The 21186-nt window shown below is 63.2% G+C and carries 25 protein-coding genes, 1 pseudogene and 1 riboswitch; of the genes and pseudogenes, 23 read left to right on the plus strand and 3 right to left on the minus strand.

Annotated elements, in window-relative coordinates; translation table 11 throughout:
• The first annotated feature begins 1 nt into the window (after position 1).
• From Q1A32_RS16090 to cobJ, 3 genes are read left to right on the plus strand one after another with little or no spacing between them, the layout of a single operon-like run.
• Positions 2–631 carry a precorrin-8X methylmutase gene (locus Q1A32_RS16090; protein ID WP_299655277.1) on the plus strand — a complete coding sequence of 210 codons (630 nt, stop codon included), beginning with the start codon at positions 2–4 and terminating at the stop codon, positions 629–631.
• Complete coding sequence (cobI, locus tag Q1A32_RS16095; RefSeq protein WP_299655280.1) at positions 628–1362, plus strand: precorrin-2 C(20)-methyltransferase; 735 nt, start codon at positions 628–630, stop codon at positions 1360–1362. The genes Q1A32_RS16090 and cobI overlap by 4 nt, the downstream gene beginning before the upstream one ends.
• On the plus strand, positions 1359–2111 hold the full coding sequence (gene cobJ, locus Q1A32_RS16100; protein WP_299655283.1) for a precorrin-3B C(17)-methyltransferase: 753 nt from the start codon (positions 1359–1361) through the stop codon (positions 2109–2111). The genes cobI and cobJ overlap by 4 nt, the downstream gene beginning before the upstream one ends.
• Here cobJ and Q1A32_RS16105 read toward each other — a convergent pair.
• Positions 2084–2839: a cobalt-precorrin-6A reductase gene (locus Q1A32_RS16105; RefSeq protein WP_299655286.1), complete on the minus strand. Its 756-nt coding sequence runs from the start codon at positions 2837–2839 to the stop codon at positions 2084–2086. The two genes, cobJ and Q1A32_RS16105, sit on opposite strands and share 28 nt — an antisense overlap.
• Between Q1A32_RS16105 and cbiE the strand changes: the two genes are divergently transcribed.
• The 20 genes and pseudogenes from cbiE (at position 2838) to Q1A32_RS16205 (ending at position 18580) form a co-directional block, all read left to right on the plus strand.
• Positions 2838–4049 (plus strand): precorrin-6y C5,15-methyltransferase (decarboxylating) subunit CbiE, encoded by a 1212-nt coding sequence (cbiE, locus tag Q1A32_RS16110; RefSeq protein ID WP_299655289.1) that lies wholly within the window; start codon positions 2838–2840, stop codon positions 4047–4049. The genes Q1A32_RS16105 and cbiE overlap by 2 nt on opposite strands.
• Positions 4046–4402 carry a cobalamin biosynthesis protein gene (locus Q1A32_RS16115; RefSeq protein ID WP_299655292.1) on the plus strand — a complete coding sequence of 119 codons (357 nt, stop codon included), beginning with the start codon at positions 4046–4048 and terminating at the stop codon, positions 4400–4402. The genes cbiE and Q1A32_RS16115 overlap by 4 nt, the downstream gene beginning before the upstream one ends.
• Positions 4399–5193, plus strand: a complete 795-nt coding sequence (cobM, locus tag Q1A32_RS16120) for a precorrin-4 C(11)-methyltransferase (RefSeq protein WP_299655295.1) — start codon at positions 4399–4401, stop codon at positions 5191–5193. Before Q1A32_RS16115 ends, cobM begins: the two co-directional genes overlap by 4 nt.
• Positions 5186–6493 (plus strand): cobyrinate a,c-diamide synthase, encoded by a 1308-nt coding sequence (locus tag Q1A32_RS16125; RefSeq protein WP_366141236.1) that lies wholly within the window; start codon positions 5186–5188, stop codon positions 6491–6493. The genes cobM and Q1A32_RS16125 overlap by 8 nt, the downstream gene beginning before the upstream one ends.
• On the plus strand, positions 6490–7209 hold the full coding sequence (gene cobA / locus Q1A32_RS16130; protein WP_299655300.1) for a uroporphyrinogen-III C-methyltransferase: 720 nt from the start codon (positions 6490–6492) through the stop codon (positions 7207–7209). The genes Q1A32_RS16125 and cobA overlap by 4 nt, the downstream gene beginning before the upstream one ends.
• Positions 7210–7345: 136 nt before the next feature.
• Positions 7346–7533: riboswitch (cobalamin riboswitch) on the plus strand.
• Positions 7534–7583: 50 nt separating this feature from the next.
• Positions 7584–8261: an energy-coupling factor ABC transporter permease gene (locus tag Q1A32_RS16135; protein ID WP_299655302.1), complete on the plus strand. Its 678-nt coding sequence runs from the start codon at positions 7584–7586 to the stop codon at positions 8259–8261.
• 54 nt (positions 8262–8315) lie between these two features.
• Entirely contained in the window at positions 8316–9059 is a 744-nt protein-coding gene (gene cobF / locus Q1A32_RS16140; RefSeq protein ID WP_299655304.1) for a precorrin-6A synthase (deacetylating), read from the plus strand.
• 98 nt (positions 9060–9157) lie between these two features.
• Positions 9158–9988, plus strand: a complete 831-nt coding sequence (locus Q1A32_RS16145) for an urease accessory protein UreD (protein WP_299655307.1) — start codon at positions 9158–9160, stop codon at positions 9986–9988.
• A 3-nt stretch (positions 9989–9991) separates the two neighbouring features.
• Positions 9992–10294, plus strand: a complete 303-nt coding sequence (locus Q1A32_RS16150) for an urease subunit gamma (RefSeq protein WP_011569872.1) — start codon at positions 9992–9994, stop codon at positions 10292–10294.
• 20 nt (positions 10295–10314) lie between these two features.
• Positions 10315–10479, plus strand: a complete 165-nt coding sequence (locus tag Q1A32_RS16155) for an LPXTG cell wall anchor domain-containing protein (RefSeq protein ID WP_299655310.1) — start codon at positions 10315–10317, stop codon at positions 10477–10479.
• Positions 10476–10781 carry an urease subunit beta gene (locus Q1A32_RS16160; protein ID WP_299655312.1) on the plus strand — a complete coding sequence of 102 codons (306 nt, stop codon included), beginning with the start codon at positions 10476–10478 and terminating at the stop codon, positions 10779–10781. The genes Q1A32_RS16155 and Q1A32_RS16160 overlap by 4 nt, the downstream gene beginning before the upstream one ends.
• Positions 10782–10811: 30 nt before the next feature.
• Entirely contained in the window at positions 10812–11633 is an 822-nt protein-coding gene (locus Q1A32_RS16165) for a cyclase family protein (RefSeq protein WP_299611224.1), read from the plus strand.
• The gene (locus Q1A32_RS16170; RefSeq protein WP_299655314.1) at positions 11633–12028 is read left to right on the plus strand and encodes a carboxymuconolactone decarboxylase family protein; all 396 of its coding nucleotides are present in this window, start codon (positions 11633–11635) and stop codon (positions 12026–12028) included. Before Q1A32_RS16165 ends, Q1A32_RS16170 begins: the two co-directional genes overlap by 1 nt.
• 366 nt (positions 12029–12394) lie before the next feature.
• The gene (gene ureC / locus Q1A32_RS16175; RefSeq protein ID WP_299655316.1) at positions 12395–14155 is read left to right on the plus strand and encodes an urease subunit alpha; all 1761 of its coding nucleotides are present in this window, start codon (positions 12395–12397) and stop codon (positions 14153–14155) included.
• Positions 14155–14745, plus strand: a complete 591-nt coding sequence (locus tag Q1A32_RS16180; protein WP_299655318.1) for a hypothetical protein — start codon at positions 14155–14157, stop codon at positions 14743–14745. Before ureC ends, Q1A32_RS16180 begins: the two co-directional genes overlap by 1 nt.
• Positions 14746–14868: 123 nt before the next feature.
• Entirely contained in the window at positions 14869–15039 is a 171-nt protein-coding gene (locus tag Q1A32_RS16185; RefSeq protein WP_299655320.1) for a hypothetical protein, read from the plus strand.
• Positions 15040–15055: 16 nt separating this feature from the next.
• Positions 15056–15511, plus strand: a complete 456-nt coding sequence (gene ureE / locus Q1A32_RS16190) for an urease accessory protein UreE (RefSeq protein ID WP_299655322.1) — start codon at positions 15056–15058, stop codon at positions 15509–15511.
• Positions 15508–16137 carry an urease accessory protein UreF gene (locus Q1A32_RS16195; protein WP_299655324.1) on the plus strand — a complete coding sequence of 210 codons (630 nt, stop codon included), beginning with the start codon at positions 15508–15510 and terminating at the stop codon, positions 16135–16137. The genes ureE and Q1A32_RS16195 overlap by 4 nt, the downstream gene beginning before the upstream one ends.
• The gene (ureG, locus tag Q1A32_RS16200) at positions 16134–16760 is read left to right on the plus strand and encodes an urease accessory protein UreG (RefSeq protein ID WP_299655326.1); all 627 of its coding nucleotides are present in this window, start codon (positions 16134–16136) and stop codon (positions 16758–16760) included. Before Q1A32_RS16195 ends, ureG begins: the two co-directional genes overlap by 4 nt.
• 348 nt (positions 16761–17108) lie before the next feature.
• Positions 17109–18580, plus strand: a pseudogene (locus Q1A32_RS16205) (trimethylamine methyltransferase family protein).
• A 93-nt stretch (positions 18581–18673) separates the two neighbouring features.
• Here the strand turns inward: Q1A32_RS16205 and Q1A32_RS16210 are convergent.
• Positions 18674–20008, minus strand: coding sequence for an FAD-binding oxidoreductase (locus tag Q1A32_RS16210; RefSeq protein ID WP_299655328.1), 1335 nt, complete (start codon positions 20006–20008; stop codon positions 18674–18676).
• A complete protein-coding gene (locus Q1A32_RS16215) occupies positions 20005–20757 on the minus strand; it encodes an aldehyde dehydrogenase family protein (protein WP_299655330.1) in 753 nt (250 codons plus the stop codon). Before Q1A32_RS16215 ends, Q1A32_RS16210 begins: the two co-directional genes overlap by 4 nt.
• Positions 20758–21186 lie beyond the last annotated feature (429 nt).

The raw sequence follows: 21186 nt of genomic DNA on the forward strand, positions 1-21186 counted from the left end.
AATGCCCTACGAATACCAAACCGATGGCGCGGCCATCTACCTGCAATCCTTCGCCACGATACGGGCCGAAGCGTCCCTCGACCGCTTCGACACCGACGAAGAACAGGTGGCCGTGCGGATGATCCACGCCGCAGGCATGGTCGGGCTTGAACAACACTGCCGCTTCTCCCCCGGCTTCGTCCCCGCCGCCCGCACGGCCCTCGAAAACGGTGCCCCCATCCTCTGCGACGCGCGCATGGTGAGCGAAGGCATCACCCGCCCCCGCCTGCCCGCCAACAACGAAGTGATCTGCACACTCCATAACGAAGACGTCCGCGAACTGGCGGCGGAGATGGGCAACACCCGCTCCGCCGCCGCCCTCGAGCTTTGGCGACCCCACCTGAGCGGCGCCGTCGTCGCCATCGGCAACGCCCCCACGGCGCTCTTCCACCTGCTGAACATGCTCGAAGACCCCGACTGCCCCCGCCCCGCTGCCATCATCGGCTGCCCCGTGGGCTTCGTCGGCGCGGTCGAATCCAAAGACGCCCTCTGGGCCGACCAACCCGTCCCCTGCTGCATCGTGCAGGGGCGTCTGGGGGGCAGCGCCATCACCGTCGCCGCCGTCAACGCCATCGCAAGCCGCAAAGAATGACACGCGCACCCGGAACCATATACGGCGTCGGCCTCGGCCCCGGCGCACAGGACCTGCTCAGCGTCCGCGCGGACCGTCTGGTACGCAACGGTAAGCACGTCGCCTTCTTCCGCAAGGCGGGCCGCCCGGGCCAAGCGCGCACCATCGTGAACGGCATGCTGGCCGACCACGCCATTGAATTCCCAATGGAATACCCGGTCACCACTGAAATCCCGTTGACCGACCCGCGCTACAACGAAATCCTTTCGGGCTTCTACGCCGCCTGCACCGACCACCTGCGCCAACTGGCGGACGGCGGCGAAGACGTCGTGGTCCTGTGCGAAGGCGACCCGTTCTTCTACGGCTCTTTCATGCATCTCTACACCCGCCTGAAACCCCATGTCCCGGTCGAGGTTGTGCCCGCCATCACCGGCATGTCCGGCGCATGGACGGCCACCGGTGCACCGATCACCTGGGGCGACGACATTCTGACGGTCCTCATGGGCACGCTCGACGAAGACACGCTGGTCAGCGGCATGAAACATGCCGACGCGCTGGTGGTGATGAAGATCGGACGCAACATCGACAAGGTGCGCAGCGCTCTGCGCCGAGCGGGCAAGTACGAAGACGCCTATCTGATCGAATTTGCGGCGATGCCGAACCAGAATGTCCAGAAACTGTGCCAGGCCGAGGGCAAGATTACCCCCTATTTCTCGATTATCGTCGTGCATGGACAGGGCCGCCGGCCATGACCGGGTGGGTGCGCATCGCGGGCCTTGGCCCCGGCGACGATGCCCTGATCACGCCCGAAGTGTCGGATGTGCTGACCCAAGCCACCGACATTGTCGGCTACATCCCCTACGTCGCGCGCATCGCAGAACGCCCCGGCCTGACGCTGCACGCATCGGACAACCGCGTTGAAATCGACCGCTCGCGCCACGCGCTTGAAATGGCGTCCGACGGCCGCAAAGTCGTCGTCGTGTCCTCCGGCGATCCCGGCGTTTTCGCCATGGCCGCGGCCGTCTTCGAAGCCGTCGAGGCTGGCCCAGCGCACTGGCGAGACCTCGACATCTCGGTCCTGCCGGGCATCACGGCCATGCTCGCCGCCTCTGCCCGCTGCGGCGCGCCGCTGGGCCATGATTTTTGCGCGATCAACCTCAGTGACAACCTCAAACCGTGGAGCCTGATCGAAAAGCGCCTGCGCCTCGCCGCGGAGGGTGACTTCGCCATGGCCTTCTACAATCCGCGCTCGAAATCCCGGCCCGAAGGGTTCAAACGCACACTCGAAGTCCTCAAAAACGCCTGCAACGACACCCGCCCCGTCATCTTCGCCCGCAACGTCACCCGCCCCGACGAGGAAGTCCGCATAGTCCCTCTGCCCGACACGCGCGCCGACATGGCGGACATGCGAACCATGGTCATCGTCGGCTCGTCCCGCACACGGATCATCAACCGCAACGGTGCGCCCATTGTCTATACCCCAAGGTCGACCCCGGAATGACGCAGCCAATCCATAACTTCGGCTACGCTATGTGCCTCCTGCCGCTCGGGCAGTTCGGGTCGGTCTATCATGATCACCGGCAGGCCCAAGGCGCGCGCTGCGGCGATCTTGGCATAGGCGCCGGTGCCGCCTGCATTCTTCGACACCACCAACTCAATCCCATGCTCCAGCATCAGCGCCCGGTCGTCACCTTCCGTAAACGGCCCGCGCGACACGAGCACATGATGGTCGGGAAAGGGCGGCGGGTCCTTCGGCGGATCAACCAGCCGCAGCAAATAGAAGTGTTGCGGGTTCGGCGCGAATTCCGCCAGATGCATCCGCCCCACCGCCAACATAACGCGTTTGGCCGGCTGATTGAGAACAGCTACCGCCCCAGCAATATCCGGCACTTGGGTCCAGTCATCGCCCGCCTGCCCGACCCATGGCGCACGGGTCAGTGCAATCAGCGGCACTTCCGCCTGTGCACAGGCCTCAACAGCATTCCGGCTCATCTGCGCGGCAAAGGGGTGCGTGGCATCAATCACATGGGTGATCTGCTCTGCTCGCAGGTAGTCAACCAAACCGCCCACACCCCCAAAACCCCCAATCCGCTGTGGCAACGGCTGCCGTTTGGGCCGATCCACACGTCCCGCAAAGCTGACGATCCCGGTCAGCCCCGCTTCGGCGGCGGTATTGGCAAACGCGGTGGCCTCGGTCGTGCCAGCAAGGATCAAAAGGTTCGCGCGCATGTCTGATCCCTGGCTTACCATCGTCGGAATAGGCGAAGACGGAGTTGCCGGTCTCTCCGCTGCAAGTCAAGCCGCCCTGACGCAGGCTGAGGTCATCATGGCCCCCCAACGCCATCTGGATCTCGTGGTTAACGACCCGTTAACCACAAGTGTCCCCGCGGGGACAGATCTCATCCCCTGGCCCGTCCCCTACGCCGACGGCATCGCCATCCTCGCGTCCCTGCGGGGACAACGGGTCGCGGTCCTCGCCTCAGGCGATCCGTTCTGGTTCGGCGCAGGTTCAGTCCTCGCGCGCACTTTCAGCCCCGAAGAATGGACCGCCCTGCCCGGACCGTCCTGCTTTTCCCTCGCCGCTGCCCGCCTTGGCTGGGCCTTGGAGACCACCACCTGTCTCGGCCTGCACGCCGCTCCGATGGCGCGCATGCGCCGCCACCTTGCGCCCGGTGCGCATCTGATCGTGACCCTGCGCGACGGGGACGCGGTGCGTGACCTTGGCGCCTACCTGTCCGCTCAAGAGTTCGGTGACAGCACCCTGCACGTGATGGAACACCTGGGCGGGCCAAAGGACCGCCTTACCACGGTACGCGCCGACGACATCTCGGGCAGCTTCGACCACCCCGTCTGTGCCGCGATCGAAGTTGCAGGCACCGGACCCGCGCTCACCGCAGCCACGGGCCAGACCGACGACACGTTCCAGAGCGACGGCCAGATCACCAAGCGGCCCATCCGCGCCATCACCCTGTCCACACTCGCGCCGAAACCGGGCGAGCATCTGTGGGATATCGGCGGCGGGTCCGGGTCCATCGCGCTCGAATGGCTGCTGTCACATCCGACAACGACCGCCACTACGGTCGAACCCCGCGCCGACCGCGCAGCACGCATTCTGCAAAACGCGCAGGACCTTGGCGTCGATCATCGCCTCACCATTGTCGAAGGGGCAGCACCTGACGCCCTTGAGGTATTGAAACCGCCGCATGCGATCTTTGTCGGCGGCGGCCTGTCCCAAGAGGTTCTGAATGCGGCCCTAACCCAATCCGCGCGGCTTGTCGTCAATGCTGTCACGCTGGAAGGCGAAGCATTGCTGACGCAGGCACAGGCCAAACACGGCGGCGAGCTGATGCGCATCGCGCTCAGTCATGCGACGCCATTGGGTCCGAAACGTGGTTGGACCTCGGCCTATCCGGTTGTGCAGTGGAGCTTGAGCCGATGATTGTTGCTGGGTTCGGATTTACGACACAAGCCGGGACCGACAGCATCGCGGACGCGCTTGCGCAGCACGCGGTGACGCCGGACGCGCTGGCGACGCTTGAGGACAAGGCGGATGCCCTGACTGCATTGACCAGCACACGCGGCTTGCCCATCATCCGTGTCTCGCGGGCGGATGCCGCGGCGCAAGACACACAGACGCAATCCGCGCGCAGCATGTCCGTGAAAGGCACGCCCAGCGTGGCCGAGGCAACCGCGCTTGCCGCCGCTGGCCCCGGTGCCACACTCATCAGCCCGCGCACCATTTCCCAAGACCGCATGGCCACCTGCGCCATAGCCGAAGGACCAGACACATGACCGTTCACTTCATCGGCGCAGGCCCCGGCGCGCCCGACCTTTTGACCCTGCGGGGACGCGATTTGATCGCCGCCTGCCCTGTCTGCCTTTATGCCGGGTCGCTCGTGCCCGAAGCGATCCTTGGGCACTGCCCGGAGGGGGCGCAGATCATCAACACCGCCTCCATGGACCTCGACCAGATCATGGCAGAGATTGAGGCGGCCCATGCCGACGGCCTCGACATTGCGCGGCTCCATTCGGGTGACCTGTCGGTCTGGTCTGCCATGGGCGAACAACTCCGCCGCATCAAGGCGGCAGGCATTCCATTTACCGTAACGCCCGGTGTGCCGTCATTTTCGGCTGCGGCGGCGTCACTCGGGGCGGAACTGACCTTGCCCGGCGTCGCGCAATCCGTGGTGCTGACGCGGACGCCGGGGCGCGCGTCTTCCATGCCCGAGGGCGAGACTTTGACCAGTTTTGCTGCCACGGGTGCCACGCTGGCGATCCATCTGAGCATTGGCAATCTGGATCAGGTCATCGTTGACTTGACGCCTGCGTATGGTGCGGACTGCCCTGTGGCCGTCGTCTACCGTGCAAGCTGGCCAGATGAGCAAATCATTCATGCAACGCTCGGCACGCTCAAGGATGCCATGCACGCAGGCATCAGCCGTACCGCGCTGATCCTTGTGGGCCATGCCATCGGAGCGGAGGGGTTCGACGAAAGCTGCCTCTATTCAACGGATTACGACCGACGGTACCGCCCGCAAAGCGCGGAGAGCCCTTGGGCCAGCTGGAGCCATGGCGATGATTAAGGGCCTTATGATTTCCGCCCCGGCCTCGGGCACGGGCAAGACAACCGTAATGTTGGGCCTGCTACGAGCATTGCGAGACGACGGGCTTGTGGTGCAACCCTACAAGTCCGGGCCGGACTATATCGACCCGGCCTTCCACCTAGCCGCAGCAGGGCGTGCGTCATTCAATTTTGACACGTGGGCGATGGATGGCACCCTGTTAGGTGGCGTTGCGGCGCAGTCGCAAGGCGCGGACATTTGCGTAGCCGAGGGGTCCATGGGCCTGTTCGACGGTGTGGCCACGCGCGGGCAGACCGGGTTCGGATCGAGTGCTGAGACGGCCCTGACCATGGGCTGGCCTGTGATCCTTGTCATAGATGTCGGCGGTCAGGCGCAATCGGCGGCGGCAACTGCGCTTGGGTTCAAGAGCTACAATCCCGATTTGCCCTTTGCGGGTGTGATCCTGAACCGGGTGGCGAGCCCCCGGCACGAGCGGCTGACGCGGCTGGGAATGGAGCGCGCGGGCGTCAAGGTACTCGGCTGCCTGCCCCGGCGCGGCGACCTGAAACTGCCCGAACGGCATCTGGGCTTGATCCAGGCGGTCGAGCATCCCGACCTGGAAGCGGCCATTGCAGGCTATGCCGATTTTCTGCGCGAGAATGTCGATCTGGAGGCGATCAAGGCTGTGGCCCAAGCAGGGCCTGCGCTTGACGCGCATCCGTTGCCCAAGCCGCCTGCACAAAAAATCGCATTGGCGCGAGATGCGGCGTTTTCCTTTACCTACCCCCATCTTTTGGAAGGGTGGCGCGCGGCGGGGGCTGAAATCGCGCCCTTCTCGCCTTTGGCGGATGAGGCACCCGCCGGTGATGCCAATCTGGTGTGGTTGCCCGGTGGGTATCCGGAGTTGCATGCGGGTACGATTGCGACGGCGTCCACCTTCATGGCGGGCCTCCGTAAACACGCAGAAACCAAGCCCGTGCATGGTGAATGCGGGGGGTACATGACGCTCGGCTCGACCTTGATCGACAAGGACGGCGTGGCGCATGAGATGGCCGGGCTGCTGGGCCTTGTGACCAGCTATGAGAAGCGAAAATTCCATCTGGGCTATCGTCGCGCGGTGCTGGATGCGCCGATGCCGGGGTTCGACGCAGGCGCAGCACTGCGCGGGCACGAGTTTCACTACACCACCATTCTGGACGAACCCGACGCGCCGCTGGCCCAAGTGGCGGACGCCGATGGCAATCCGGTGCCCGAAACCGGATCGCGCGTGGGCAATGTGACGGGGACATTCTTTCACCTGATCACCGGGGAAGCACCGTGACCGGCTTTGTCAGCTTTGTGGGCTCGGGTCCGGGCGATCCGGAGTTGCTGACGCTGAAGGCTGTAGACCGGTTGAAGCGGGCCGATGCAGTGCTGTTTGATGACCTCAGTGCAGGGCCGATCCTGACCCATGCGCGCAGCGGTGCCGATCTGGTGGGCGTGGGCAAGCGAGCTGGACGCCCGTCGCCCAAGCAGCACCATGTGAGCCAGCTGCTGGTTGACTATGCGCAGGACAATCAACGGGTTGTGCGGCTCAAGTCAGGCGATGGCGGCACCTTTGGGCGGCTGGAGGAAGAGACGGACGCCCTGAAAACCGCAGGCATCCCGTTCGAGATCATTCCCGGCGTCCCCTCGGCCTGTGCTGCTGCTGCGGCAGCGGGCATTCCCCTGACACGCAGGCTGACCGCGCGGCGGGTGCAGTTCATCACCGGCCATGATGTGCGCGGCGCTTTGCCCGAGGATTTGAACATGGCCGCGCTGGCCGATCCGCAAGCCACCACCGTTGTGTTCATGGGGCAACGGACTTTTCCCGCCTTGGCCGCGATGCTGATCGAGGGCGGATTGCCTGCCGATACGCCTGCGCTGTTGGCAGAAGGCGTATCGACGGATGCGCAGGCGCTGCACCGCATGACAGTGGCCGAGTTGGCGCAAAAGCTGAGTGATGCGGTCAGCGATGCACCCGCCCTGATCCTTTATGGGGCACTGGCAGAGGTGTGATCAGGGGGCCAGCCCCCTCGGCGCTGCGCACCTCTCCCCCGGAGTTTATCAGGCAAGATGAAGAGGATCATGTCCCAAGCGGTCCTTCCGCGTCGTCAAATGCCGCATCCGGACTTGTTCCACCCCGGAATCAATGTAAACCTGACCTGACGATGGTGGCCCCGAGAGGGGTCTGAAAAGGGAACCGGGTGAAAATCCCGGACTGCCCCCGCAACTGTGACCGGCGAGCGGCCCGGCATGAACCACTGGCGCATTCGCGCTGGGAAGGTCCGGCCCCGCAGCGACCCGGCAGTCAGGAGACCTGCCATCAGGAAACGAAACATGCCGGGGCACCGGCCATTATGCCGCCGGGGCGGTGGCGAGGAGAGACAAAGATGCATATCGAACCGGGCGTCGTGGATGGCGCAAAAATGGCACTGGCCTATGGCACTGCGGCGGCTGGCGCGGGCTATACGCTGAAGCTGGCGGCAGATGATCTAAAGGCGCACAATGTGGCGTCGCTGGCGGTGCGCACAGTGCTGGCCACCGTTGGCACTTTTGTCTTCTTCGAGGTGCTGCCGCATTTCGCCGTGGGCGTGTCCGAAGTGCACTTCATCCTTGGCACAACCCTGTTCCTGCTGCTTGGCCCCGCGGCCGCGGCTATGGGTCTGGTGTTTGGTCTGCTGATGCAGGGCGCGTTCTTTGCCCCTTCCGATATGCCGATGTTCTTTGTGAACATGACCACGTTGCTGTTCCCGCTGTTCGCAGTGCACGCGCTGGCCAAGCGGATCGTGCCGCAGGCGACGGCCTATGTGGATCTGGACTATGCCCAGGTGCTGAAGATGTCCGCCGTCTATCAGGGCGGCGTGGTGGCCTGGGTCGCGTTTTGGGCGATCTACGGTCAGGGCTTTGGCGTCGAAAACGTTCAGTCCGTTCTGACCTTTGGTGCGGCCTATATGCTGGTGATCCTGCTTGAGCCCATTGCTGATCTGGCAGTGTTGGCGGGCGCGAAGGGCCTGCGTGGTCTGACGGAAAAAGGCGTGTTCACGCATCGCCTGCACAACGCCGCCTAAGCCTTTGATATCCTGATTGGAAGGGCCGCCGATGCGCGGCCCTTTTTGCTTCCCATGACCCAGCTTTTCCTTATTGGTATCGGCACCGGCAACCCGGAGCATCTGACGGGTGAGGCGCGGCGCGTGATGGCGCAGGCCGATCTGTTTCTGGTGCCGCACAAGGGCAGCGGCAAGTCCGATCTGGCGGACCTACGTACGCAGATCATCGCGGATGTCCGCAGCGATGCACCCGTGGCCCTGTTCGACATGCCGGTGCGGAACGAAAGCCTGCCCTATATCGCCCGCGTAGATGCGTGGCATGACGAGATTGCGCGCATCTGGATGGCGACCATGGCGCAACATCCGGAGGCGCAAAAGGTGGCGCTTTTGGTATGGGGCGACCCGTCCCTCTACGACAGCACCTTGCGCATCGCGGCGCGGCTGAACCCGCAGCCGGACGTGCAGGTGGTGGCCGGGATCACGTCTGTGCAGGCGTTGACGGCGGCCCATGCGATCCCTCTGAATACCCTGAATGCACCCGTTACCATCTCCACCGGGCGGCGCTTGCGCGATCATGGCTGGCCCGACGGTTGCGAGACGCTGGTGGTGATGCTGGACGGGGAGTGCACCTTCCAGACGCTGGACGGGGATGCCTTTGATATCTGGTGGGGGGCCTATCTGGGCATGCCCGAACAGGTGCTGGACTGCGGGCGTCTGAGCGACGTGTCAGAGCGGATCATCGAGACACGGGCCAAGGCGCGCGCGGCCCATGGCTGGATCATGGACACCTATTTGCTGCGCCGTTTGCCCGAAAAATAGGCAACGCAATGACGATGCCTTGAGCAAAGCCCGTATTGGCTGGCCCGGCGCGCGGGCAGATGCTCTTATCCGGGAAGCCCAAGCTGCTCAGGCCTTCAATGAACGTCCATACCGCCCTGAAGACACCGACTGTCGCGCAACCACGCGCCGTTGGGTCTGTGCGGCTTTCGACCAAGGACGTGAGCGGTCGCACAGCCATCGACGGGCTCTATCAGCAAGGTGCGGCCAAGGCCGTGTTTCCCCGCGCGGCGCGGGGCATGACTGCTGTACTCTTGAACACTTCTGGCGGTGTCACGGGCGGCGACCGCTTTGACTATGCCGCCACTGCTGGCACGGGCACGCACCTGACATTGACGACGCAAGCCTGCGAACGGGCCTACCGCGCGCAACCGGGTGAGGTGGGGCGGGTCGAGACCCGCCTGTGCGTCGAGGACAACGCGACGCTGTGGTGGCTGCCGCAGGAAACGCTGATCTTTGATGGCTGCGCCATGACGCGCCGCCTGTCCTGTGATCTGGCCCCGTCAGCCCGTGCGCTGATTGTGGAGCCGATGTGTTTGGGCCGGATCGCCATGGGCGAGGACACAGTGCACGGCCAGTTCTCAGACCGGATCAGCATCACGCGCGGCGGCGTACCTCTGGTGCTGGATGCCTGGACGCTGAGCGGCGACATGACCGGTCAGATGGCCCGCCCTGCTATTGGTGCAACCGCCACGGCCATGGTCAGCCTGACCTACATCGCCCCCGATGCCGAGGCGCAGCTTGACACCATCCGCGCGCTGTTGCCCGCCACCGGCGGCGCGAGCCTCCTGACCCAAGACACCCTCGTTCTGCGCGCTCTTGCCCCGTCGGGCTATCACCTGCGCAAGACGCTTCTGCCCATTCTTGACCACCTCACAGGCGGTCACCTGCCCATCTGCTGGAGACTTTAACCCATGCAACTTACCCCCCGCGAAAAGGACAAGCTTCTGATATCCATGGCGGCCGAAGTGGCGCGCAAGCGACTGGCGCGCGGCGTCAAGCTGAACCACCCAGAGGCCATTGCCCTGATCACCGACGCGGTGGTCGAAGGCGCGCGCGACGGGCGCAGCGTGGCCGACATGATGGAGGCTGGCGCGCAGGTCATCACCCGCGATCAGTGCATGGAGGGCGTGCCCGAGATGATCCACGACGTGCAGGTCGAAGCGACCTTTCCCGACGGCACCAAGCTGGTGACTGTCCATAATCCCATCCGCTGACACTCCCCGAAAGTAGACCGATGAAGACACCGCTTATCACCCTCGCAACCCTGCCTCTCATGGCCGCCCCGGCCCTGGCCCACTCCGGTGCCCACGCGCACCCGCATGGATCGGAGCCCTGGATCGTCGTCATGGGCCTTGCCCTGATCGTCGTGGCAGCACTGGTGGCATGGAGGCGCAAATGATCCCGGGCGAAATCATTACGGCAGACGGTGACATCCCCCTGAATGGCGGGGTCGAGGCGATCACGCTGCATGTCGCCAATACAGGCGACAGGCCCGTTCAGGTGGGCAGCCACTACCATTTCGGCGAGGCCAACGCCGCGCTTGACTTCGACCGGGACGCTGCACGCGGCATGCGGCTGGACATTGCCGCAGGCACCGCTGTGCGATTTGAACCGGGGCAAGCACGAGATGTTCAGTTGATCCCCATCGGCGGCGCGCGCAAAGTGTACGGATTCAATCAACAGGTGATGGGCGACCTTTGAGCAGGGCAAACCCCAAGGGAGGAACAGACCATGTGTGATGTATGTGTGATGAATTCGGTGAAAGAGCGGATGCTGTCGCGCCGTGACTTTTTCAAAACGAGCGCAGCTGTTGGCGCCGCGGCCACCATCGGAATGACAGCCGCCCCCGCCGCGATGGCTGCGGGTCACGGCGGCGTGGTGGACATGAGCCACAAGCTGAGCCCGGACTTTCCCACGTTCTTCGGCGTGCCCGGCATCTCGATGGAGCAGGCCTTCAATTTTGCCGAACACGGGTTCAACCTGATGAATCTGGCGGTCAACGAACACACGGCCACCCATATCGATGCGCCCCTGCACTTTTCAGCGGACGGCAATTCGGTGGATGAAATCCCCGTCAGCGATTTGGTGATCCCGCTCTGTGTGGTCGATATCGCGGCCAAGGCGGCGGAGAACGCGGATGCCCAGGTGACCCCCGATGACCTGAAGGCGTGGATTGCGGCCAATGGCGACATCCCCGACAAGGCTTGCATCGCAATGCATTCCGGCTGGGCCGCCAAGTCGGGCGATGCTGCCGCTTATGTCGGCAATGATGCGGACGACGTGAAGCACTTCCCCGGGTTCCATCTGGAAGCCACGCAGATGCTGCTGGAAGAGACCACCGCCGTCGCAATGGCGGTCGACACGCTGTCGCTGGATCACGGGCCGTCGCCTGATTTTGCGACCCACTATGCGTGGCTGCCCACAGGTCGGTACGGGATCGAGAACCTGGCCGGTCTGGATCAGGTGCCCGCCGCCGGAGCCACGCTTGTGGTGGGTGCGCCCAACCATGTGGGCGGCACCGGTGGTCCGGCCCGCATCTTTGCGATGGTCTGATGGCGACCCTGCCGTTGATAAGTGATGAAGAGGCCAGCGCCGAGGTGCTGGCCGTCTTTGACGATATCCGGGCCGTGCGCGGGACGGATTTCATCAACAATTTCTGGCGGGCCTTGGCGCATGATCCGGCCTTGCTGGCGGCAACATGGGCGCGATTGAAGGATGTGATGGGGCCGGGGGAACTCGATCCGCTGGTCAAGGAGATGCTCTATATCGCCGTGTCCGTGGCAAACGGATGTGAGTACTACATTCATTCCCACACGGCGGCTGCGCGGGCCAAGGGGATGTCCGAGGCGCAATATGGCGAGGTGTTGAGTGTCATCGGCATGGCGATGCAGACCAATGGCTTGGTGACGGCGATGCAGGTGCCGGTGGATGAGGTGTTTGAGGTTTGACCCTTTGTCAGCTCAATAAACAGCGTTCGATGTGCCTTGAACCAAGGATCGCCCCCGGCCCGAGGGTGGGGGCGGTATCGCCCCCGCCCTGGGGGGCGGGTCGGGGGCGATCCGGCTCGCTGCGCGATCCGGGGGAAAACAATTCACCACCAGCCAAGTGCCTGACCAGCCGCCAATCCAGCGATTACGGCTGTTGCCATTGCTGCAATCCATTGAGGCGCTGTCTTCATGTCGAGAACTCCTTTTTTGATCAGTCTCGACATCCCATTCATAGCAAGTTCGAAATTCTGGCAATGCACGCAGCATTTGAGCCTGAAAAACCTCAACAGATCGCGCCACTTTGTTAAATAAAACTAAGGATTTAACATGCCCACATCCATCTCCCGCCGCGACTACGCTGCCATGTTTGGCCCCACCGTGGGCGACAAGGTGCGCTTGGCCGACACCGAGTTGTTCATTGAGGTTGAGCGCGACCTGACCGCCGAGGCCGCAGGCCAAGCCGCGACCGGCGGCAGCGGCGACAACGCCATGCTCTACGGCGAAGAGGTCAAGTTCGGCGGTGGCAAGGTCATCCGGGACGGGATGGGCCAGTCTCAGGTCACGCGGGCCGATGGGGCGGTGGACACCGTCATCACCAACGCCCTGATCGTGGACTGGACGGGGATTTACAAGGCGGACGTGGGCCTCAAGGACGGGCGCATCGCGGCCATCGGCAAGGCAGGCAACCCCGACACGCAGCCGGGCGTCAACATCATCATCGGACCGGGGACGGAGGCCATCGCGGGCGAGGGCAAGATCCTGACCGCCGGAGGTTTCGACAGTCATATCCATTTCATCTGCCCCCAACAAATCGATGACGCGCTGCACTCCGGCCTAACCACTATGCTGGGCGGCGGCACCGGCCCCGCGCACGGAACGCTCGCGACCACCGTGACCCCCGGCCCCTGGCACTTGGGTCGGATGCTGCAGTCCGCCGATGCCTTCGCGATGAACCTCGCCTTTGCGGGCAAGGGCAATGCCTCGCTGCCTGCCGCCCTCGAAGAACAGGTCAAGGCCGGTGCCTGCGCCATGAAGCTGCACGAGGATTGGGGCACCACCCCCGGCGCCATTGACTGCTGCCTATCAGTGGCCGACGACATGGACGTGCAGGTGATGATCCACACCGATACGCTGAACGAATCCGGCTTTGTCGAAAACACCGTCGCCGCCATGAAAGGCCGGACCATCCACGCCTTCCACACCGAGGGCGCAGGCGGCGGGCATGCCCCGGATATCATCAAGATTTGCGGGGAGGAGCATGTGCTCCCCTCCTCCACCAACCCCACACGCCCCTTCACCGTGAACACGCTCGAAGAACACCTCGACATGCTCATGGTCTGCCACCACCTCGACAAATCGATCCCCGAAGACGTGGCATTCGCCGAAAGCCGCATCCGGCGCGAGACCATTGCAGCCGAAGATATCCTGCACGACATGGGGGCGTTCAGTATCATCGCGTCCGACAGCCAGGCCATGGGCCGCGTGGGCGAGGTGATCATCCGCACCTGGCAAACCGCGGACAAGATGAAGAAACAGCGCGGATCGCTATCGGAAGAAACCGGCGACAACGACAACGCCCGCGTGCGCCGCTATATCGCGAAATACACCATCAACCCCGCCATCGCCCACGGCATCAGCCACGAGATCGGCAGCATCGAGGTGGGCAAACGCGCCGACCTGTGCCTCTGGAACACCGCGTTCTTCGGCGTAAAGCCAGAGATGGTCCTGCTGGGCGGCACCATCGCATGCGCCCAAATGGGCGACCCCAACGCCTCCATCCCGACACCACAACCCGTCTACACCCGTCCCATGTTCGGGGCCTACGGGCGCAGTGTCGAACGCTCCGCCGTCACCTTCGTGTCGGCGGCTGCACAGGCCGAAGGCATCGGGTCATCGCTGGGCCTACACAAAGACACCGTCGCGGTCGAAAACACCCGCAACATCGGCAAGAAAGACCTCAAGCTGAACGACGCCACCCCGCATGTCGAAGTGCACCCCGAAACCTACGAAGTGCGGGCAGATGGCGAGTTGCTGACCTGCCAACCCGCCGAGGTGCTGCCGATGGCCCAGCGCTACTTCCTGTTCTAATGCGCCGTATCGCCCTGCACCTCGCCGCATTCTGCGCCATGACCGGCGCAGCCCTCGCCTGCCCGACCACCAGCGACCTCACCACCGGTGTGCGCGTGTCCAATGCGGCGGGCGAAAGCGAAACCTTCACGCGCCTTGCCGACGGCAACACCGCCTCCCGCTTCCGCGAACCCGGTTACCCCGACAACGAAACCGTCATGGTCAACGGCTTCTTTCTTGTCACCAACTACGACATCCGAAACGGACGGCCCGACCACGATACGCTGATCCAGTATGTCTATGCGTCAGCGGATGTGCCCCTGCCCGTCCCAACCGCCAATTCCAACTGGTCCAGCACCGTCACCCATGTCGAGAACAACAGGGGACGACGGGAAAGCCACAGCTACGCCTTCGGGGCCCAGACCACGATCAGGCTTGGCAATTGCCAATACGCCATGATCCCGGCCAGTGGCCGGTTCGGCCCCCAACCCGACAACCAGGAAAAGTACCACTACCTGCCCGATCTCGGAATTTCCTACGTGGTGGAATCCGGCGCGGGCGCAGACAAGCTGACCTATGCCTACACCCGGATCGAAGCGGTCGCGAATTGAGTGCACAAAGATGCAGCCCCCCCAGCACTATGCGTCAGGCGATACGCCGCTATGCGCGCAGCCCCCTAACCAACCGCACCCCGCAATCCTACGTCGTCAAAGGAGAAACAAAACAGGTGCCCCATGACGCTCTTACAGCGGCTTGCCGCGTTCTTCACCTCGATCAGCTTGCCGCATGGCGCGCTGGTGCAGACCCAAGCCATCTATGCGCTGACCGACGCCGAACTGAAGGCGCGCGGCCTGAAACATCGCGAAGCGGCAAGGCAGATCATGATCAACGGGGACTGGTCGTAAGCATAGGGCACACCTCATGCTGACCGCCCAACACTATCACGATCACACGCACGGGCACGCGGCGGACCATGTCTCGCTCACCTACGAAGACCGGTTTCTGCGCCGCAAGGTGCTTACGCTTGCCTCAGGCGCGCAGGTGCTGGTCGATCTGCCGCAAACCACATCGCTGGACCACGGCGGCGCGCTGATCACCACGGACAAGACCGAAATCCGGATCGAGGCCGCCCCAGAACCACTGCTGGAAGTGACCGGCGACAGCCTGCACCGCATCGCTTGGCACATCGGCAACCGCCACACCCCCTGCCAAATCGAGGACACCCGCCTGCTGATCCAACGCGATCACGTGATGGCCGATATGCTATCCAAGATCGGGGCGCAAACGCGCGAGGTGGTCGAACCCTTCACGCCCGAAGGCGGTGCCTATGGCCACGGGCGCACGCACGGCCACGACCATTCGCACAGCCATACATGAGCGCAGCACTCACCCTCATGCAATGGCTCTCGCCCGCCTTCCCGGTGGGGGCGTTTGCCTATTCGCATGGGCTGGAACAAGTCATCGCGGATGGCACGATTGCCGACGCAGCCAGCTTGCAGGACTATCTGCAAACCCTGCTCACCCACGGCTCAGGCCGCGCTGATGCGATCCTGCTGGCCGCGGCCCACACGACCGACGATGTGTCCCATGTCGATGCCACGGCCCGCGCCTTCGCCGCCTCAGCTGAGCGGCTCAAAGAAACCGACCTTCAGGGGGCGGCTTTTTGCGACACGGCCCGCGCTGTCTGGGGCCTTAATATCAGCGGCCTGACCTACCCCGTCGCCGTCGGCACAGCCGCCCGCGCCATGGCCATCCCCCTCAGCGACACGCTCCCGCTCTACCTGCACGCCTTTGTATCCAACCTCGTGTCAGTCGCCCAACGCGCAATGCCGCTGGGCCAGACCGACGGCCAAACGGTCCTCGCCGCCCTCGCCCCAACCATCGCAGATACCGCAGCCAAGGCGGAAACCACCCCGCTCGACGCGCTCACCTCCACCAGCTTTGCCGCCGACATCGCGGCCATGCGCCACGAAACCCTCCAGCCAAGGATATTTCGCACATGACACAGCTCAACGGCCCCCTTCGCATCGGCATCGGCGGCCCCGTGGGCGCGGGCAAGACGACGCTCACCGCCGCCCTCGCCGCCGCTTTGAAAGACCAGCACTCCATCGGCGTGATCACCAACGACATCTACACGCAGGAAGATGCCGAAGAACTGATGCGCCGCCAGATCCTGCCGCAAGACCGGATCATTGGCGTCGAAACCGGCGGTTGCCCGCACACCGCGATCCGAGAGGATGCGTCGATCAACCTGGCCGCTGTGGCCGAGATGCGGCAGCGCCACCCCGAGGTCGAAGCCATCCTGATCGAGAGCGGCGGCGACAACCTTTCCGCCACCTTCTCCCCGGAACTGGCCGACATCACGCTCTACGTTATCGACACCGCAGCGGGCGAGGAAATCCCGCGCAAGGGCGGCCCGGCCATCACCAAATCCGACCTCTTGATCATCAACAAGACCGACCTCGCCCCCCATGTGGGCGCGTCGCTGGAGGTGATGGAGCGGGATGCAAAACGGATGCGCGGTGATCGGCCCTTTGTCTTTGCCGCGCTGCGCCACGGCACGGGCGTAGACGACATTATTGGCCATATCCGCGCCCTGTCCGGGCTGGGTCTGACACCCGCCTGACGACGCGCCAAGGGGCGTCGGCACGCAGTGTGCGTTTTGTTGGGTTAAAATTCCCGAAACGCAGCGGTCGCTGGCAAAGCCATTGATCCCGCACCCGTTTTGCAGACCGCTAAAAATTGCGTCAACGCCCCGAACAGGCTGTCCCCGCGGGGACAAACCCACCTGTCTCCGCGGGGACAGCCCAAAAAATCGCTCGCAGGCCAATCCCTTCGCCTTTTGACCCACCTTTACCGACCTCGTCTCGTTCACTCGAAGCAGGTTTCAAGGGAGGTCCAGATGCCCGCACTCCGCACCCGCTCCGGCGGTCGCGCCAGCCGCCGCGCCCAGCGCGCAGCCCCCAACGTCGCCATGCTGCCAGGCCTCAAAAACACCTTGCCCTGGTGCGAGATCATGGACGAAAGCCAGGTCGAACGGATCGACACGGCCTCAATGGATATCCTCGAAAACGTGGGCGTCGTCTTTCGCGACGATATCGCGTTGGCCGACTGGAAATCTGCGGGGGCGAAGGTCGATGGCGAAACCGTCTACCTCGACCGGGGCCTTGTGCGCGCGTTAATCGCCACCATCCCGTCCGTTTCACTTACCACGCCCGCAATCCGCGCAAGAACGTCCGTCTGGGTGGGCGCCACTGTATATTCGTGCCAATGACCGGCGCGCCTTATCTGCGCGACCTCGACGACGTGCGCCGCAACCCCACGCTCGACGATCTGGCGATATTCCACAAGCTCAGCCACATGATGCCCGCCCTGCACTCGTCCGCCCACCACATCGTCGAACCCTATGATCACCCGATCAGCCACCGACATCTGGCGATCACCTATTCGTCCATGAAATACTCGGACAAGACGTTCATGGGCATGACCACCAGCCCCAAGAACGCCGAGGATGTGTTGGACATGTGCGCCATCCTGTTCGGCGCGGCGTTCATGGAAGATCACCCCGTCACAACCGGCAACTGCAACGGAAATTCACCGCTGGTGGGGGACGAAACGATGCTGGGTGCGATGCGCGCCTTTTGCCGCCGCAACCAGCCGGTTCTGTGCTCGCCTTTCGTGCTGGGTGGGGCCAACACGCCCGCGTCGGTGCCAGCCTCCGTCGCGCAGTTGAATGCAGAGGCGTTGAGCGCGCTGGCCTACGCACAAGTCATCCGGCGCGGATGTCCCGCGATATACGGGCACTTCCTGTCCACCGTGTCGATGAAATCCCGCGCGCCCATGGCGGGCACGCCCGAGATTTCGATGATGAACTTCATGATCGGTCAGATGGCGCGGCGCTACGGCGTGCCGTAGTGCACCTCAAATACTTTGGGCGGGGCCAAGACCTTTGATGCGCATGCAGGTTATGAAAGTGCGACGACGCTGTCCTCCGTCATGCAAGCGGGGGCCAACTACATCTGGCATTCTGCGGGCAGGAACGAGGCGGGGATGCACTGTTCGGTCGCCAAGTTCATCGTGGACGTAGGGCAATGCACCATGGCCTACCGCATGGCATAAGGGGTAAACTGGGATGACTTCGACGCCGCCCTTGCCGCTGTGCCGGACGTGGGCCCCGGCGGGCATTATCTAGGGCACCCGCACACACAGGATAATTTCCAGACGGCCTTCTTCATGCCGGAGTTGTTCGACAATAACTCGATCGAGCACTGGCAGGCCGAAGGCGGGGTCGAAATCACGGAACGCGCGCTCAACCGCGCCGAAGCCCTGCAGTTGATATATGAAGAGCCCAAGTTTGATGAGGCCTTGAACGAAGCATTGCTAGACTACATCTCCCGCCGGGAGCGCAAGATCCCTGCGGCTGACCCACTCAATCAGGTTTATTGACGCCTTGGTGGAGGAATGTGGGTTGATCCAACGAATGTGCGATATGGACAAGAGTGAACGGACCTGCTGTGCACAAAAGTCGAAGCAAGATGGCTATTCAGTCCCTGCCCGCCATTCCTTCAACCGCAGATACGCGTTCGCACCCCACGTCGCCAATGGCTGCGACGGTAGCTTTCTTGGTTCTGCCTCTGCGTCGAAATACCGTGTGATGTCAGATACATGCCCCAGCGCCCGTTCGGCAGCGGCGATCCCGGTGAGTGTGCCGCGCGCGGTGCCCAAACCATTCTGCACACATGCGCTGAACAAACCGCGCTCAATCTCGCGCGCATGGGCCACGCCATTGAGCGACAGGCACAAATGTCCACCCCAGGCATAGGCTTGTCGCACGTCGCTTAACTGCGGAAAACGCTGCGCAAATTTGTCTCGGTGCAACCGCGCCGCCCTTCGCAGGTCGCGCCCTTTCGGTTGCATCCCCGGCCGAACGACTGCAGCCGTCCGGGTCACGATCCGGTGCCCGCCCTGCCCGGTATCAATGCGCCGCATGGTCGTGCCCATCGGATCCGAAGGGGTCACGCCCCATCGCGGTGCACCGCCCAAGGCCGCTTGCGCATCGGTGCTCAACTCCTCTGACATGGAGGCAAACAGAAACAGCTGCATCAACCGCCCCTGCGCCACTCCGAAACTTTCCAAATGGCCATTTACGCACAGAATGACATGTGATGCCGCGACAGATCCTTTGGGCGTCTGGACGGTCCAGGACACACCCTCGCGTCTGATGGTCAGCGCCGGCGAATGCTCAAACACCTCTGCGGCGCGGCTCAGGCCCGCAGCCAAGCCAAGCGCGTAACCGGCAGGCTGCAACATCACGGTGCCGGGGGTATAAAGCCCTGAACGGTAGTGTTTGGATCCCGTCAGATCCCGCATGTCCTGCGCGTCAAGCCACTCCCATTGCTCACCCAATCCGTCCAAGTGCTTGGAATAGTTGCGATTGTGCCCATCTCCCGCCGCACTCGCCGCGCCGTTCACTTTACCTGCGGGATCGAAAAAAGCGGGCGGAATGCCGTACTCGTCCACAGCGGACTGTCCGAAATCAATGGCTTGCCGGTTCAGTCTGGTCAGAGCCAGATCATCGCCCGGTCCGGCAAAGTCATTGGAGGCCAGATCATGGGGCAAGTCGATCATGAACCCCGAATTACGCCCGGCCGCCCCTTCGGCCACGCGACCCGCATCCAGCACGACAACCCGACATTGCGGATCCAACTGCAACACCCGTCGCGCGGCAGACAATCCGGCATATCCCGCGCCAACGACAACGACGTCCGCGGTCACGTGGGTTTCCAACCTCGGGAAGCCATTGCTTTTGCCCAAAATCTCTGACCAAGCCGCCGGTCCGCGATGGCGTGGCAAGCGGCGGGCGAAGTAGGTCACTCCATCACCTCTTCCGTGTCGTCGGGCAGGTCCGGCCAAATTGTCTTGAGTCGGGTGTATTGCTCATGGGCATGCAGGCCGTTGTCGCGACCGCCGGAACTGGCCATCGTCATGCCCCCAAATGGATTTGCGGTGTCGCCTTCACCATTGGAATTGACCATCACCGTGCCGGGCCGCGACTTTCGCACCCCTCGTATGGGACGTTTGGCATTTGCGGTGAACAAAGCCGCGTACGGACCATAAGGGGTGCCGCTGGCCACCGAAATCACCCCTTCAAAGGATCGAACAGAATTCACTGACAAGACCGGGCCGAAAAAATCGTTCCTTGCCAGACCATTGTCGGGCGACATTGCCACCACTGTGGGCGTTGCCAACGGTTTCTCCACAGATTCACCCACAAGGATTTCCCCGGCCTTGTCCACATGCCCGCATACCATATCAAAATGCACGTCACTGACTAAGGCGTCCTGCAGCGGTTCTGGATTGAGTGGATTGCCCACAGGCGTATGACGCATGTGCGCTTTGATGCGCGACGTCAGGTCACCGCGGACATCCGCCCTGTGCCCCGGAACCACGTCGAAAAGAGCCCGAGGCACTTCTGCCTCCATCGCCGGTTCAGCCATATGCAGGGCCGTCAATGAGGTCTCCTCCGCCGGTTTCAGAACCGCTGAACGACCAGAGGCAAGCGCCAGTCCGATCTTCTTGGCCATCATCAACAGCGGGAAGTTCCTAGGCAAGACCAAACCCACGGCTCCTACCGGTTCACAGACGACTAGTGCGATATGGCTGTAAGAGGCGGATCGAAATAAATATATTTTTTATCAATGACTTCTAATTATAAATTAATGCGATGGATCGCCTTGAGCATATCGACCGCCTCGCAGTCACGGACCGTCTTGACGCTGTCTGCGCTCTCCAACACCGTTTACTCACAAGCGTCACGGGTCATCAGCTTGCACATCCAGATCAAGACGTCCGTGCGGCCAGATAGTTGCATCCGCGACCAACGCTCATCGTCATTGGCCGCGTGAGCGTTGGAGACGGCCAATCTAAGTCCTCCGCACCGCAGGCTGCCACTTACGCGAACACTGCGCTGGTCGCAGGGTTTACGCAGTGGAAGGCTTTGGCAGATGCAGGTGGTCGAAATCCAGCATCGATGAAGGCGCTTTTAGCCGGGC

Source organism: uncultured Tateyamaria sp. (assembly GCF_947503415.1).
Classification (GTDB): domain Bacteria; phylum Pseudomonadota; class Alphaproteobacteria; order Rhodobacterales; family Rhodobacteraceae; genus Tateyamaria.